We start from the raw sequence: 14,732 nt of genomic DNA on the forward strand, positions 1-14,732 counted from the left end.
CCCCTTTCCCTTTGTCCCACTAATTTATCTTTTTTAATTTTATAACTATTCGACGCACTCCATTATACTCCTATACGCCTAAGAATTAAAGAATAAGCTTGAAATCGGTTACTTGGTATTATGAGGTAAATCGCTTAAAAACCATAAAAAATGAGTCTGCTTTTAAACAGACTCATTCGTTTCACGATTATTGAATTCTCGGCATTTTGATTCCATGTCATCGAGCATGGAAAGTAAACGGTCAATATCCTCAAGATCCGTATCTTCCGGATCAATTGCATCTAATACATCAAGGAATATATTTAATCGTTGTTTTAAAAAGTTAACTTGCAGGTTTTTATCTTGTACAGGACTACCCAAATCTTTTTCTCTCCTTTCATAACGTTTATATCCTACCGAAAAAAACACTGTTTTGCAATTTTTTATAAAAAAGACCCCTACCGAACCAATCTGTAGGAGTCTCCTGTGCTAAATCAACGTGGGTGTTCAGGTGCTATGAACCCAAAAGATACAAAATCTTGAACCGGAATCCACGCGCCAATGCCCTGAGAGGTAACATTTTTAATAACAATAAACTTTTTATTTCCTTTTAACATGAGATAGACTTCCCCGTAGGTAACCTTCCCTTTTTCACTTACCCCCGGTGCATAAGCAAATAAATAGCCTAAACGGTTAGCTGGGATGTTATAAACATGATCATTTTTCGTTCCACCGCCAATGACCGTTTCAAACGCAAGCGGCAGGCGAGTTTTCTCCATCGCCGTGAGCAGCATCATTTTCTTGACCATTTCTGCATCCGGGATTTTAGAGGTCAAACCTCCACGAACGATTTTTTGCGATTCTTGAACATAGTGAATCTTGTAGGGGGCCTTACCACCACGATTATCAAAAAAGTTGGTATTGATTTTTTGATACTCCCAATTCGGCGAGGTTTCAGTTGATTCATAGTTCAGCGGCCATTGCCCTAAATAAACGATGGCACGATACCCAATCGCAAATGGAGTACTATTAATGCTGGACTCATTAAGCATACGAATCAAATCAGGATTTTGAATCTTGACCTTCGAAGAGTCGATTAATTTCTTTGTTAAATCACTTGGCTGTAAAAGCGGCAAATCCTGTGTCGAATTCGGATAAGTATTTTCCTTTGAGATATTTCGAACAGAAGATGGGACAGTATATTTAACTGCCTCTCTTTTCACCGCAGTTTTTTCAGCAAAAGCAGTTGGCAAAATGGTCATGATTAATAGCATTGACATAAGGACAGGGGCAAATTTTTTCACTTAAAAAAACTCCTTTCAACATATCGCATTATACCGTCTGCACATAGTTTTTTCGGAGTTCCTAAATATTATCCATTTCGAAAAATAATTTCTGGTCAAGTCTCTGAATTCCTATTAATTTTTGACCGTTTTTAAAGAAATGACACAAAAATGTAATAATCAGAACATTTACAAAATTCCATCATTCATTTATAATAAACTTAACCTTTTAATAAAGGAGGGCAGCAATCAATCTGCTAACCAATTATCATTTAAGGAGGTTGGGATCCCCGACTTATATGAATTTTCAACACTCGTGTTTTTTTCAGGTTCGTTCTTAACTAACATGAAGGTTGGTGATTGATGGTCCCATTTAAAAGCGAGATTGATTTTAGCCTAATTTAAAAATGTCACTATAGCACATGAAGCGTGAATTACCCGTACATGAGAATTTAGTAAAAAGAAGACTCTAAGTCATTTGACTTAGAGTCTTTCCTATTAAAGAAGGAAAAATCCAATCCCCAATATCACATAGGCGGCGATTAAGGTCAATCCCTCGAACCAATTGGATTCCCCATCATTGGAGATCACAACCATTAGCAAAACGGATGAGACCATTGCGATGAGTTCCTGCCAGCTAAATAAAAGCGGCATCGAGGTTTCAAAGAACAGCGAGATAATAACCAGAACAGGAAGAACAAACATCGCAACCTGTAGTGTCGAGCCAATTGCGATTTCTACTGCAATATCCATTTTATTTTTGAAAGCCATTAAAACTGCTGAAGCATGCTCTGCCGCATTTCCGACAATCGCAACGATGATAATTCCAATGAACATCTCTGTCCAGCCAAAGGATTTCGCCACAACCTCAAAGGTATGAACAAGATGTTCAGAGATATAGGCAACCGCAACAGTGGCAATGGCTAAAACGGCAATCGCTTTTCCTTTTCCCCATTCCGGAGCCTCTTCATCATGAACGACCTTTTCTGTATCATGTTGATAAACCCCCCGATGCGTAACGAGCTTGAAAAATAATGCAGCTAAATAAAGGATAATCAGGATAATCGAAATTCCAACGCTTAAGGAAAGTTTTTTGTCTTCATTCATGTTCATTGAAAAAACCTCTGGAATGACAAAAGCAATCATCACTGCAAACATCAAGAGTCCGGAATTATGCCGGGCATCGTAAATATTAAATTCCTGACGTTTGTATTTAAGACCGCCGACAAAAAAGGATAATCCGGCAACCAGGAGCAAATTCCCTAATACGGAACCCGTTAGCGAGGCAAGAACAATCCCAACAAGGCCAGCCTTCAAGGAAAAGATTGAAATAATTAACTCAACTGCATTACCAAAGGTTGCATTTAAGAGCCCGCCAATTCGTGGTCCAGCCACAATCGCCAAACTTTCAGTGGCTCTGCCCATATAGCTTGCCAGTGCAATAATCGTTAAACAATAAATAGTAAATAAAAGGATACTAGACCAATGTAATAGTGTACCAATAATTGAAAGTGGCACTCCAATAAATGTCATGACCATAAATATTTTATTTGTCACGGCGTTCCCTCCGGTCATAAATTTTTCCATATATACCTATATTCCCCTAAAAAAACCCATCAATGAGAATACACTATTTTGCAACTTATTAAAAGTTTGGTTGAATTTTTCGCTTGCAAATACTGGATTTTCTAGTTACCATCATTTAGATACGATTATTTCAGAATTGTAAGTAAGAGGTTAATTATATGCAAAAAAATCAATTTCATTTTTCGATTTTAGTTAGTATTGTTGCCATTTCCGGGTTTTCTCAAGGAATGCTGCTGCCGCTGATTGCGGTCATCTTTGAAAAAAGTGGTGTTTCTTCCTCATTAAACGGACTAAATGCCACAGCTCTTTATATTGGAATTCTCCTCGTTTCTCCTTTTATGGAGATGCCATTACGGAAGTATGGCTACAAACCGGTGATTTTAATTGGAGGAGGAATAGTCGTTGCCGCACTCGCCCTTTTTCCCGTTTGGCAATCCTTTTGGTTTTGGTTTGTTTTGCGTTTACTGATTGGAATCGGCGACCATTCGCTCCATTTTGCCACCCAAACCTGGATTACGTCTTCCTCGCCACTCAATAAACGTGGAAGAAACGTGGCCTTGTATGGATTATTTTTCGGAATTGGCTTTGCAGCTGGACCGCTGATGACCCCATTGGTGAACATAAATAAGTCTCTTCCGTTCATCGTTTCGTCTATCCTTTGCTTGATTGGCTGGTTCTTTTTATTGGCTCTAAAGAATGAATACCCTGAAGCAGATGCAGGAATCAATTCATTGCTAAGAACGATAAAGCGGTTCAGTCAGGCATTAAAATATGGCTGGGTTGCCTTTTTACCGCCCTTTTCATATGGTTTCTTAGAATCATCCTTAAACGGCAGTTTTCCCGTATATGCATTGCGGACGGACATCAATGTGGCCAGTGTTTCCATTGTGCTATCGGGGTTTGCCATCGGCAGTATCTTGACCCAACTTCCTTTAGGAATGATAAGTGACCGCTATGGACGAAGAAATGTGTTAATCACCGTTCTATTTTTGGGATTTTTAAGTTTTACTGTCGCAAGCTTCCTAGAGCATTCCTTAATTGGCCTATTTATATGTTTTCTTTTTTCCGGAATGGCCGTCGGTTCCACGTTCTCTCTCGGGATTAGCTTTATGACAGACCTGGTTCCAAAAAACCTTTTAGCAACAGGAAATTTGTTATGCGGAATCTTTTTCAGCCTGGGAAGCTTAAGCGGCCCGATTATTGGCGGCCTGTTTATCCAATTTTTCCAAAACGTTAATTTCTTCTATATTATTAGTACGATGCTCCTGGTTCTATCCCTGATTATTTATCTTTTTGGAAAAAGAACCATTCCGATGCCAGAAGGCCAAAAAAATTAAGGAACGAATCTTCCTATATTCACGGAGCAAATTCATATCGAACGCATAGAATATGTGGTAAAATAAAGTAAATATAGGATATCCTTATAAATAAGTATTCGCTGTCATCATTTGATGACAGCTTTCGTGTTTTTTAAGGGTGCTGAGTTTGATTATTCTTCTCATTAAGAAAAGTGGAAGTGCCTGGAGCGAAATTAACAACCAAGTTTAACATAGTTAAAAAATATTAATCCGAATTATGGAGGGGGAAAAGATGAGTTCAGAAGCGAAATCACTTACACAAGAAATACAAAAGGTTTCTTTCATTGAAAAAATTAAGCCTCACGCAGAGCTGATTGCCGCTGCGGTTAGCGGGCTTTTAATTGTTGCAGGGTGGCTACTTGATAAATACGATAACGAAGTAGATTCTATCATCGCTTATTTGCTTGCTTTTGTGATTGGAGGCTTTGCCAAGGCGAAAGAAGGGATCGAGGAAACCTATGAAAATAAACAACTGAATGTCGAAATGCTGATGATTTTTGCCGCAATCGGTTCAGCGATTATTGGCTACTGGACAGAAGGAGCCGTGTTAATCTTTATTTTTGCAGTCAGTGGTGCTTTAGAAACCTATACGATGAATAAGAGTCATAAAGAAATTTCTTCGTTAATGGAACTTCAGCCTGAAGAAGCCCTTCTCATTAAGAATGGGGTCGAAAAAAGAATTCCAACTTCTGAACTGCAGGTAGGAGATCAGATTCTTGTAAAACCCGGCGAGCGGATCCCTTCAGACGGTATGATCGTAAAAGGAAAAACCAATATCGATGAAGCTGCCATCACCGGGGAATCGATGCCTGTTTCGAAAGGGGATCAGGAGGAAGTCTTTGCGGGAACGGTTAATCTAACAGGTTCTATTACGGTTCAAGTGACCAAAGCAAGCAGTGACACCCTTTTTCAAAAAATCATTCAGCTTGTTCAATCGGCCCAAAGCGAAAAATCTCCTTCCCAGCTTTTTATTGAACGCTTCGAAGGAACTTATGTAAAGGCTGTTCTAGCTGTAGTAATCCTGATGTTTTTCATTCCACACTTTCTACTGGGCTGGAGTTGGCATGAATCCTTTTACAGAGCAATGATTTTGTTAGTGGTTGCCTCCCCGTGTGCATTGGTGGCATCCATCATGCCTGCCACCTTATCCGCCATATCCAATGGAGCGAAGCATGGAATCTTGGTAAAGGGCGGGGTTCATCTCGAGAATTTGAGCTCTTTAGAAGCCATTGCCTTTGATAAAACCGGAACCCTCACAAAAGGAAGACCCGAGGTAACCGAGGTTATTGTAAATGATGGTCTGGACCGGGAAGATCTTTTATGGAAAGCGGCTTCGATTGAGAACCATTCGAACCATCCGCTTGCAAAAGCCATTGTCAAATATGCAAAACAACAGCTGAATCGGGAACTTCTTCATCCTGATTCTCTAGAAGACCTTCCTGGCTGGGGTTTAAAAGCAAGCATTGGCCTTGAACATTGGAAAATTGGGAAAGCAGATTTTGTTGGAAAAGAAATGGCAGATGCATTTGCAAATGGAAAAGCAAAAGAATTGGCCAGCCTTGGAAATACCCTTGTTTTCGTTGAAATCAATGGTGCTCTTTCCGCCATGATTGCCTTGAAGGATGTAGTCAGGGAAGAAACTAAGATAGCCATTGATCAATTAAAACAAAAAGGAATTTATACTGTCATGCTTACAGGGGACAGTAAAACAACAGCGAGTGCCATTGCTGCTGAAAGTCATGTTGATCAATTCTTTGCTGAATGCTTACCAGAAGAAAAAGTAGAGCAGTTGAAAGAATTGAAGACCAAGTTTAAAACTGTGGCAATGGTTGGTGACGGGATTAATGATGCCCCTGCCCTGGCCATTGCAAATGTTGGAATTGCCATGGGTGAAGGTACAGATGTTGCGCTAGAGACAGCAGATATTGTCTTAATGAAAAATGATTTGCCAAGGATTGCGGAGGCTGTTCGCCTCTCGCAAAGAATGAATAAAATTATCAAGCAAAATGTTATTTTTTCTATATCTGTTATCATGCTTTTAATTGCTTCGAACTTTTTTCAGCTGCTTGATTTGCCATTCGGAGTGATTGGCCATGAAGGAAGCACAATTTTGGTCATTCTAAATAGCTTAAGGCTTCTCAAGTCATAAGGAAGACCGGGGTGATATCCCCGGCCTTTTTTTATTTGTCCAGTAAGCACCAAGATGCTACCACTTTTTAGTGATATCCGTTCGAGCCGTTTGCAGACCCAGAAGTTTTTTGTTTTGGATGATTCTTTTTCCCTTTTTGTTTTGTTCCGCCATCTTTTTTCGTCGCTTTGGTCATGGTGTAAGCCTCCCTTAAGATTGTAGGTAACCCCCAATCATAGTTTAAGCAAATCCGACGTTTTCATAAAGGAAAAATGAGGAGCACTTAACAGTTTTTCTTACTTCTTTCACTGTAAAACGCGTTAATTTCCCCACCTAAAACGATGATGAAGGCCGATAAATACAGCCATATCATTAACACAATGATCGCTCCAATACTTCCGTAGGTCAGTGAAAAATTACTAAAATTCTCAACATAAAAGCGTAATCCCATAGAAGTAACAATCCAGCCGACTGTGGCAAAGGCCGCACCCGGAAATGCGCTTCTGCACCGCAATTTCACATTCGGAGCAATCCAATATAAACCTGTAAAAATCAAGAACAAAATAATCGCACTCACAAGATAGCTTAGAGTGTCCCAAATCTTACCAAACTCGTCCGAAAATCCTACCTGTGAAAATAAAAATACGCCAATTTCTCTACCAAAGACCGGTAAAATAATGGCAAGGATAAAAACAAAAATCATTCCCAGAGTTAAGAGAATCGCCACTCCCCTTGCAACAATAAAGGAACGGTTTTCTTTCGCATTGTAGGCTTTATTAAAAGCCCTGACTACTGCATTAATTCCGTTTGAAGCTGACCAGATGGTACCGATTATACCAAACGATAGCAGCCCGCCATTACGGTGATTCATGATATATTTCACATTTTTCTCAATTAAATCCATTGCTTCTACCGGGGCAAAACCTTTGATCACTCCAAGAACATCTTGATGTGGGATAGGGATATATGGAAGTAATGTAAAAAGAACAATGAGGAGAGGAAACAAGGAAAGGAGAAAAAAATAGGCGAGCTGGGCACTTAAACCATTCAAATCATCTTCTTCAATCCTGTGCCATAGTAATCGAATTAAAGATGAACGAACATTTCCTCCCTTTTCCACGCTTATCCCTCCTTCATGATTTTAATCTTCTTTAATGACGGCATCCATAAAGTCTGAGTCTTCATGATCGGCAAAGGCATCTTTTGTTTCCTTTACCATATCGGTTACTTTCGGGGTGAGTTCACTAAGTTCATCTACTTTCTCAGTGATATAAGAAATATCCTCACTCACTTCCTCAACCGTTTCTTTGATTCTGATTGCTGTTTCCTTTATTTGTCCGGCAACCTCTCGCGGATGCTTTACTATATAGAGCCCTTTGTTGGATACCTTTAGAACATTTTCCTTCATTACTTCCCTAGTATCTTTATCTAAAAGGCTGATTACACCACCCGCTAATGCTCCATATAACATTCCTTTCCAAAATTGATTCCTCTTTGTCACTTTAAACTCTCCTTCTTTGCTACAATTTATCATCTTAACTCCCATTTTGCGATAAGCCCATTCCCTATGCAAGTTTAAATGGTAATATTTTATATTCTTTCATAAACATTCCCCTTTTGTAAAAGAACAAAACACTATTTTTATTGACATCTACCCATTATAATGAAAAGATGAGGATAAAAATTCAAGGGGGTCCGGGATGAATTTAGCAGAAAAATCGACTGAAAATGTCGAATACATGATTGAACAAATTAAAGAAAAATTAAAGGTTTTAAACTTGGGCGCCATAAAACCAACTCATTTCGATGAAGAAATGTACGAAGATCTAAAAGAAATTTATGAACTGGTCATGAAGAAAAATTCCTTCAGTCCAAATGAAATGCAGGCGCTCGTAGAGGAATTAGGAAACCTTCGAAAAAAATAAAAAAGCAGACCCTGAGGGTTTGCTTTTTATTTTTGTTCTGTCAAGATGATTGGGCCATCCTTTGTAATCGCAATGGTATGTTCATATTGGGCGGAATAAGTTCCATCAACGGTTCTTGCCGTCCAGCCGTTCAAATCCATTTTTGTATGGTACATTCCGATATTTACCATTGGTTCAATCGTGAACACCATTCCTTCTTTAATGCGCGGTCCTTTTCCCGGAAGGCCGTAATGTGGAACATCCGGTTTCTCGTGAATGACAGTTCCAATTCCATGTCCAATGAAATCCCGTACAACCGATAGCCCTTCACTTTCAACATATTTTTGAATTGCGTGTCCGATATCTCCAATTCGATTTCCTGGAACCGACTGTTCAATTCCTTTATAAAGTGCCTCTTTTGTTACCTTTAATAAGTGGTCGGTTTCAGGAGAGACAATGCCCACAGCATAGGACCAGGCTGAATCGGCCAATGCTCCATTATAGTTGACCACCATATCGATCGTGACAATATCTCCGTCTTTCAAGGGTTCTTTTCTTGGGAATCCATGACAGATTTCATCATTAATACTTGCGCATGTGGCAAATTCATACCCTTTATAACCCTTTTGCTCCGGTGAAGCGTTATTTTTCCGTAAAAAATCATCAACAAATTCCTCAATTTCCCAGGTTGTAATACCTGGTTTAATTAATTTGGCAATTTCTTTATGACATGAAGCAAGAATTTCTCCCGCTTTCTTCATTGCTTCAATTTCTCTTTGTGATTTTAAGACAATCATTGTTTTCCCTGCCTTTTTATATTTTTCAGTATTCACTCTAAAAACATCTTATCTCTATCCAAGCTTTTTTTCAAAGAAGTGATTTAAGAATTTATTAATTATTGTTAACTTAGACGTATATTGTAAAAAATACGCCGTTCGTAATATGGAACTTTTTTCTCCCTTTTGGTAATATTATATTATAGATTATCTTTATTAGGTGTGTGAGATGCCATGATTGGAGAACGAGTAAAAAAACTGCGTTTAGAAAAGAAAATGTCCCTTTCCGAACTTGCTGAACAGGCGGGAGTCGCAAAGTCTTATTTGAGTTCCCTAGAAAGAAACTTACAAACAAATCCTTCTATTCAATTTCTCGAAAAAATTTCAGCAGTCTTAAATGTCCCTGTTGATTATTTAATCCACGAACGAATTGATCAAGAGGAATTGGACAGCGAGTGGATGAAGATTGTAAAAGAAGCAATGAATTCAGGAGTTTCCAAACAACAATTCCGTGATTTTCTTGAATTTAACAAGTGGCGGGCTGACCAAAATAAGTAGTATAACTTTTTAAAAAAGAAAGCATTCCCAAAAGGATTATTCATCTTTTTAGGAATGCCTTTTTTGTATGTACCTTAACATTGCTTAGCCAACTGCTCCTTCAAATCATTTTGATTTAGAAATGTTCGAACTGTTTCCTTGTCAATTCCAAGTTTTTTTGCTTCGAGTATTAGAGCAATCCATTCCTCATCCATAACTTCAACTATACATTCTGTGTTTCTCAACTAAACTCACCCCTAAAATACATATCGTATCCCAGGCAGCCCGGCCATCATTGCAAGATACTCTTACCTTAGATCCTCGGCTTTGCGTCCCTCTTTTTCAAAAGGTTTGCCTTTTTCTGATTGTATTGTTCATAGAATAAATTAATTATTTATTACTCAGGACTAAATACTTAATCCTTAACGATACGTTTATTATAAATAGTTCTTTTTTAGTAGGGTGTTAGATTTTGTCAGAATAATCCCATTTTCAAATTACTTTTTGTTACAAGTTATTCCTTTTTTTGACAAAAAAACTGCTAATACATAAAGAAACATATCATTTATATACAAGAAATCCATATTTTCAAATAAAAAAGAGGGAATTTTTGTCGAATTCCCTCCCTTTTCCTTATCTTTGAAATGCAAAAATAGATTTAAATCCTTTTTGCCTTGGTCCCCTACAGAAATATCGTTGAAATGAATCCGTTAAGTTTTGATTGTTTAGTTCCGGATTTACAGTTTCTTTCGACCGAATGGTTAAATAGGAACAAGAAAGTCCTATTTTGCAAGAGTCCTCTGTATTTAAACCCTTTAAATCCCCATATATTATTCCAGCAATAAGCGAATCACCTGCACCTGTTACGTCCGTAACCGGCACTTCAGGGGCAACCAACGCTCCGGCTTCCCCGTCTTTGGTAAAATAAATTAATCCCTTTTCTCCTCTACTGATAACGACCTTTTTAACGCCCTTGTTTAAAAGCTCTACAGCCGCCTTAAAAAAGTCACCCTCGGACTTTATTTTAATATTGGACAATGCTTCTGCCTCTTTTTCATTTGCAACGAGCCATGTAATTCCTTCAAGCGAACGTGGTAATTTTTCAGATTTTGATACTGAAACCGTAGCAATGCAAATAGGAATATTTTCACTCCTGCAATGTTGGATAATGAGCTCAATGATTACTGCAGGTAGATTTGTATCTAGTAAAACGATGGCAGGCCGGTCTTGTGGCCATTTTTTTTCAATAAAGTCCTCTTCCGCATAATCATAAATAGCCATATCAGCAAACGCGATTGCCATTTCGCCTTCTTCATCTAGGACAGCTGTATAGGTACCCGTTGACTTTCCCGGCAGTGCCTCCAAAAGGCTTACATCCACATATTCTCCTGTTATTTTACGAAGCCAATTTCCTTCAGGGTCTTCTCCTATATAGCCAAGTAAGGAACTATTAATACCGAGGCGCCCTAGGTTTTCAGCAATATTTCTTGCTACTCCGCCACAGGACATCGTACTCTTTGCAGGGTTCGATGTTTTAAAGGTAAGGTGATTTATCGTTTGTATTTTGCGATCTATATTGGCTCCGCCAATACAAAGAACATTCATGGTTTTCAAACACTCCTCTGACAGGTAACTAAGAATCAGGATTCGACAAAAATCCTCTCCACTATAATTAGTACGATACAAACCTAATAAAACCCTTTGGATAAAATTGTATTTCGTTGTATTTTGTGCAATCGTTTTCCTTGAAAAATGGATAAACCAAGGCCTCATAGGTCTCAAATTTTTTAAAATTTCTTAGACCAGAAAATTTGTCTGAATCGTGACATTTAGCATATAATGTAAATAATATATAAATATCCAAAATATTACAAAAATATTGGAGGTACAAGAAAATATGACTATTCTTCATATATTGAATTACTCTATTCCCATTAGTTTTATTGTTTTCTTTGGTTTTCTCCTTGACCGAATGTGCAAACCTGGTAATCCAGAACAAAAAGCTGGCGATGAATGAAGTCTATTCAATAGATTTCACCAAAGCCAGCTTTTTTTACGAGATAAAAAAGGTAACGATTGACAGTACCACAGAAGTAATCAGCATTGCGATTAGCGGGCGAGCAGCCTTTGTCCGGAGATCCCGCAGGCTGACATTTAAACCGAGACCGACCATGGCAGAAGTAAGAATAAAAGTAGTAGCCGTAGCGACCCCGTCTAACGTTGCTTTTGAAACTGGAATCGACTTGCCGAAGACATAGCTTCCAAGCAAACTCATTAAAATAAAACCAATTAAAAACCATGGAAATTCAATTTTCGTATCTCCTGTATTCGCTGTTTTTTTACGTTTCATCCAATACATAAGAATAAAAGATAATGGAACTAGCAGCAGTACCCTGCCTAATTTCGCCAGTAGGGCAATCGCTAATCCATCAGGACCAGCAGGAGCTCCTGCCAAAGCGACATGTGCAATTTCGTGAAGGCTGGTACCGCTCCAAATTCCATATTCAATCGCCGATAATGGAAGAAAAGGCCTTAAGATGGTATAGGTGATGGAAAATATCGTTCCAACTAGCGCAATAATCCCTACTCCTATCGCAGTATCTTCATCTTTTGCTTTGATAATGGGAGAAACGGCTGCAATGGCTGCTGCCCCGCATACTCCAGTACCAACTCCCAAGAGAAGAGAAAGAGATGATTCTGCTTTAAATAATTTTCCGAGCCAAACGGTTAATACTATAGCAAAAGTAATAACACCCACATCGCGCACAAGTAGTCCAAGCCCTTGATGCAGTACAATATCAATATTAAGTTTTAAGCCGTACAAAATGATGGCAAAGCGCAAAAAACGTTTCGCAGAAAATTGAATACCGGCGCGCAGTTTTTCTGGATATCCGAAAAATTGCCGATATATGACCGCAATGACGATTGCACAGGCCAGCGGGCCAACATGATCAAAACCTGGGACTTTTGATAAAGCATATCCTAGAGCTGCAACAACAATCGTAAAGGAGATTCCACCTAACCACACACCAACGGAGGACTTAGGTTCCGGTTTTTTTTGCTGAAGACCCGCTTGTTCAGTTACAGATAAAGCTTTAGCACTCAGGTTCCCCATTTTTATCACCTCATTTAATTTCTAATTTTAGGATACTCCTGGTTTATGTATAAGGAAAATAAAGATATATAATAGGGATGATAAGTAAATTTATATACATAAGGAACAGATGCGGGGGAATTGAATGGATCAACATTTAGAGGTGTTTATAAAGGTTGTAGAAAAGGAGAATTTTTCGAAAGCTGCAGAAGATCTGCATATGACACAGCCTGCAGTCAGTCAATATATCAGGGCTTTAGAGGAATCTGTCGGCGCTAGACTGCTTGAAAGGAGTAATAAATATGTGCGCCTCAATAAGGCAGGGGAAATTGTTTATCATCATGCAAAAGAAATTTTGGCACTCCACACAAAAATGCAATCATTAGTCGATGATCTGACCAATAAGGCAAGCGGTCAGATTTCGATTGGTGCGAGCTATACATTTGGTGAATATATTCTGCCGCATATTATTTCGAGAATGCAGTGGCAATATCCCTTGATTCGTCCATCAATCAAGATTCAAAATACAAAGGAAGTGATTGAGCTCGTAAGAATGCATCAATTGGATATAGGAATTATTGAGGGATTTTTGAAGGATGATCATTTATCTTCAGAAGTCATTTCTGAAGATAAGATGGTGGTTGTTGCTTCGCCCACTCATCATCTTTTATCGAAACTTGGTGAGAAACGAATTTCTGATTTGGTGGATGAAACATGGATTTTAAGGGAGGAAGGTTCCGGTACAAGGGAAGCTGCGGAAAACTTTTTTCGCTTGCATAACTTTACGCCCAAAAAAATTATGGAATTTGGAAGTACTCAGGTGATAAAAGAATCCGTTGAGGCAGGTCTGGGGATCAGCCTATTATCACGCTGGGCTATTGAAAAAGAGGTCATTCATAGTTACATCCGGATCATTCATATTGAGGGTCTGCCTTTCAAACGAAATTTTTCGATGATTACTCAGTCCGCCTATCAAACAAAGGCCTTAAAGACATTTATTGAAATTGTGAGGAAGTATTTGGCAGAGTTTTAGTTAAATTAGGCGTGAAGGACATTTCTCCAACTCCTTACTTGAGTTTGTCCCTCGCGCCCTTTTAGCGTTATTTCAATTTATTTTGCACCTTATGTTCATAGTTTTTGAAAAAAGAGGAATTCGTTTTAACGCCTCGTTTGGACATCATTTGATTGAAACGCAGAAGCTTTTCATTTAGCTTCCTTCTAAGTCCTTCCCGCTCTCCAGGGTCATCACATTTTTTCATTAAATCCTCAATTGTCGTCATTTCCCTGCGCAAATGACCTTCCTCTTCGGTATACCCAGCATTTTTTAACAACTTATATGCCATGCGCAATTCCTCAGGAACTCCTGCGAGGTCATCGAGGGGAAGCGGCTTGCCCATCCCAGGGAGATTTTCAAACTCACCATCTTCATATGCTTTTTTTATCCGTTCTTCTGAGACAATATGAAATAGATCCATGTTATAGCCTCCTTTTACCATCCCTACTATCTAAAGTATATCAACTCTCCATTTATATGCCTATCAGCCAAACCGTAATTTTTTATCTTTATTGGGGGAATGCTACTAGCGTAAACGAAAGGAGTGTTGAGTTTGGCACGTGGAGAACATTTTAATCATAAAAAGAAAAACCACCCAGGTGATTTTCCAAAAAATAGCCTGACCGCAAAACATACTAGAGAAGTCATTGAAGATGAAGAACTAATCGTCACCCAGGAGGCATTCAAAAATAGAGTCGAAGAGGAAGAATAAAAAGCGTGAGGGCCCCCTCACGCTTTTTCATATTACAATACTACTGATTGTGTTAATTCAGCAAAATCCATTGTTTTTAGGCCTTCTGCTGCTCTTTCAATATCCTTCGAGAAAACCCGGTCCTTTGTAATAGAAGGAACAATTTCTCTTCCCTTTTCGTAAAGTCTTCTTGTTTGTGTAGCCATTTTATCCACACCACGGTATTCTACAGCCTGCATGGCACAAATCAATTCAATCGCAAGAACTCTTCTTGCATTTTGAATAATTTGATGAGCGTGTCTTGAGCCAATGGTTCCCATACTTACATGATCCTCTTGGTT

The 14,732-nt window shown here is 38.7% G+C and carries 17 protein-coding genes and 1 riboswitch; of the genes, 6 read left to right on the forward strand and 11 right to left on the reverse strand.

The features are described from left to right. Positions 1-162: 162 nt before the first annotated feature. From M028_RS0110910 to cax, 3 genes are all read right to left on the reverse strand, one after another. Complete coding sequence (locus M028_RS0110910; RefSeq protein ID WP_026573943.1) at positions 163-360, reverse strand: SE1561 family protein; 198 nt, start codon at positions 358-360, stop codon at positions 163-165. 113 nt (positions 361-473) lie between these two features. Further along, positions 474-1,241, reverse strand: a complete 768-nt coding sequence (locus tag M028_RS0110915) for a YfkD family protein (protein ID WP_442852784.1) — start codon at positions 1,239-1,241, stop codon at positions 474-476. 519 nt (positions 1,242-1,760) lie between these two features. Next, positions 1,761-2,819: a calcium/proton exchanger gene (cax, locus tag M028_RS0110920; protein ID WP_026573945.1), complete on the reverse strand. Its 1,059-nt coding sequence runs from the start codon at positions 2,817-2,819 to the stop codon at positions 1,761-1,763. 188 nt (positions 2,820-3,007) lie between these two features. Between cax and M028_RS0110925 the strand changes: the two genes are divergently transcribed. Together M028_RS0110925 and M028_RS0110930 are read left to right on the forward strand one after the other, a co-directional pair. Continuing rightward, positions 3,008-4,186 carry an MFS transporter gene (locus M028_RS0110925; RefSeq protein ID WP_026573946.1) on the forward strand — a complete coding sequence of 393 codons (1,179 nt, stop codon included), beginning with the start codon at positions 3,008-3,010 and terminating at the stop codon, positions 4,184-4,186. Positions 4,187-4,439: 253 nt separating this feature from the next. Then, entirely contained in the window at positions 4,440-6,356 is a 1,917-nt protein-coding gene (locus M028_RS0110930) for a heavy metal translocating P-type ATPase (protein ID WP_026573947.1), read from the forward strand. A 262-nt stretch (positions 6,357-6,618) separates the two neighbouring features. On the opposite strand, the gene M028_RS0110940 is transcribed toward M028_RS0110930, so the two are convergent. Both M028_RS0110940 and M028_RS0110945 read right to left on the reverse strand, forming a co-directional pair. Continuing rightward, positions 6,619-7,455, reverse strand: a complete 837-nt coding sequence (locus M028_RS0110940) for a YihY/virulence factor BrkB family protein (RefSeq protein WP_026573948.1) — start codon at positions 7,453-7,455, stop codon at positions 6,619-6,621. A gap of 21 nt (positions 7,456-7,476) precedes the next feature. Continuing rightward, entirely contained in the window at positions 7,477-7,836 is a 360-nt protein-coding gene (locus tag M028_RS0110945; protein WP_026573949.1) for a YtxH domain-containing protein, read from the reverse strand. Between the two features lie 199 nt (positions 7,837-8,035). Between M028_RS0110945 and M028_RS0110950 the strand changes: the two genes are divergently transcribed. Beyond that, positions 8,036-8,260 (forward strand): DUF1128 domain-containing protein, encoded by a 225-nt coding sequence (locus M028_RS0110950; protein ID WP_026573950.1) that lies wholly within the window; start codon positions 8,036-8,038, stop codon positions 8,258-8,260. Positions 8,261-8,286: 26 nt separating this feature from the next. Here the strand turns inward: M028_RS0110950 and map are convergent, their stop codons facing one another. Next, positions 8,287-9,036 carry a type I methionyl aminopeptidase gene (gene map, locus M028_RS0110955; RefSeq protein WP_026573951.1) on the reverse strand — a complete coding sequence of 250 codons (750 nt, stop codon included), beginning with the start codon at positions 9,034-9,036 and terminating at the stop codon, positions 8,287-8,289. A gap of 213 nt (positions 9,037-9,249) precedes the next feature. On the opposite strand from map, the gene M028_RS0110960 reads away from it, so the two are divergent. Beyond that, positions 9,250-9,573 carry a helix-turn-helix domain-containing protein gene (locus M028_RS0110960; RefSeq protein ID WP_026573952.1) on the forward strand — a complete coding sequence of 108 codons (324 nt, stop codon included), beginning with the start codon at positions 9,250-9,252 and terminating at the stop codon, positions 9,571-9,573. 74 nt (positions 9,574-9,647) lie between these two features. Here M028_RS0110960 and M028_RS32065 read toward each other — a convergent pair whose 3' ends face one another. The 3 genes from M028_RS32065 to M028_RS0110985 form a co-directional block, all read right to left on the reverse strand. Further along, positions 9,648-9,797: an anti-repressor SinI family protein gene (locus M028_RS32065; RefSeq protein WP_081810723.1), complete on the reverse strand. Its 150-nt coding sequence runs from the start codon at positions 9,795-9,797 to the stop codon at positions 9,648-9,650. A 31-nt stretch (positions 9,798-9,828) separates the two neighbouring features. Beyond that, a riboswitch (cyclic di-GMP riboswitch) is annotated at positions 9,829-9,918 on the reverse strand. A 267-nt stretch (positions 9,919-10,185) separates the two neighbouring features. Then, a complete protein-coding gene (locus M028_RS0110975; protein ID WP_035424077.1) occupies positions 10,186-11,157 on the reverse strand; it encodes a carbohydrate kinase family protein in 972 nt (323 codons plus the stop codon). Between the two features lie 448 nt (positions 11,158-11,605). Then, complete coding sequence (locus M028_RS0110985; RefSeq protein ID WP_026573954.1) at positions 11,606-12,667, reverse strand: YeiH family protein; 1,062 nt, start codon at positions 12,665-12,667, stop codon at positions 11,606-11,608. Positions 12,668-12,791: 124 nt separating this feature from the next. Here M028_RS0110985 and M028_RS0110990 point away from each other — a divergent pair, with 124 nt between their 5' ends. After that, a complete protein-coding gene (locus M028_RS0110990) occupies positions 12,792-13,679 on the forward strand; it encodes a LysR family transcriptional regulator (RefSeq protein WP_026573955.1) in 888 nt (295 codons plus the stop codon). Positions 13,680-13,746: 67 nt separating this feature from the next. On the opposite strand, the gene M028_RS0110995 is transcribed toward M028_RS0110990, so the two are convergent. Next, positions 13,747-14,121 (reverse strand): DnaJ family domain-containing protein, encoded by a 375-nt coding sequence (locus tag M028_RS0110995; protein ID WP_026573956.1) that lies wholly within the window; start codon positions 14,119-14,121, stop codon positions 13,747-13,749. A 132-nt stretch (positions 14,122-14,253) separates the two neighbouring features. Here M028_RS0110995 and M028_RS33330 point away from each other — a divergent pair, with 132 nt between their 5' ends. After that, complete coding sequence (locus M028_RS33330; RefSeq protein WP_165976330.1) at positions 14,254-14,412, forward strand: hypothetical protein; 159 nt, start codon at positions 14,254-14,256, stop codon at positions 14,410-14,412. A gap of 32 nt (positions 14,413-14,444) precedes the next feature. Here the strand turns inward: M028_RS33330 and M028_RS0111005 are convergent. Then, positions 14,445-14,732 (reverse strand): aromatic amino acid lyase (locus M028_RS0111005; protein ID WP_026573957.1); only part of this gene is annotated, 288 nt, incomplete at its 5' end.

It is taken from the genome of Bacillus sp. UNC438CL73TsuS30, assembly GCF_000482325.1.
Lineage (GTDB): Bacteria > Bacillota > Bacilli > Bacillales > Cytobacillaceae > Neobacillus.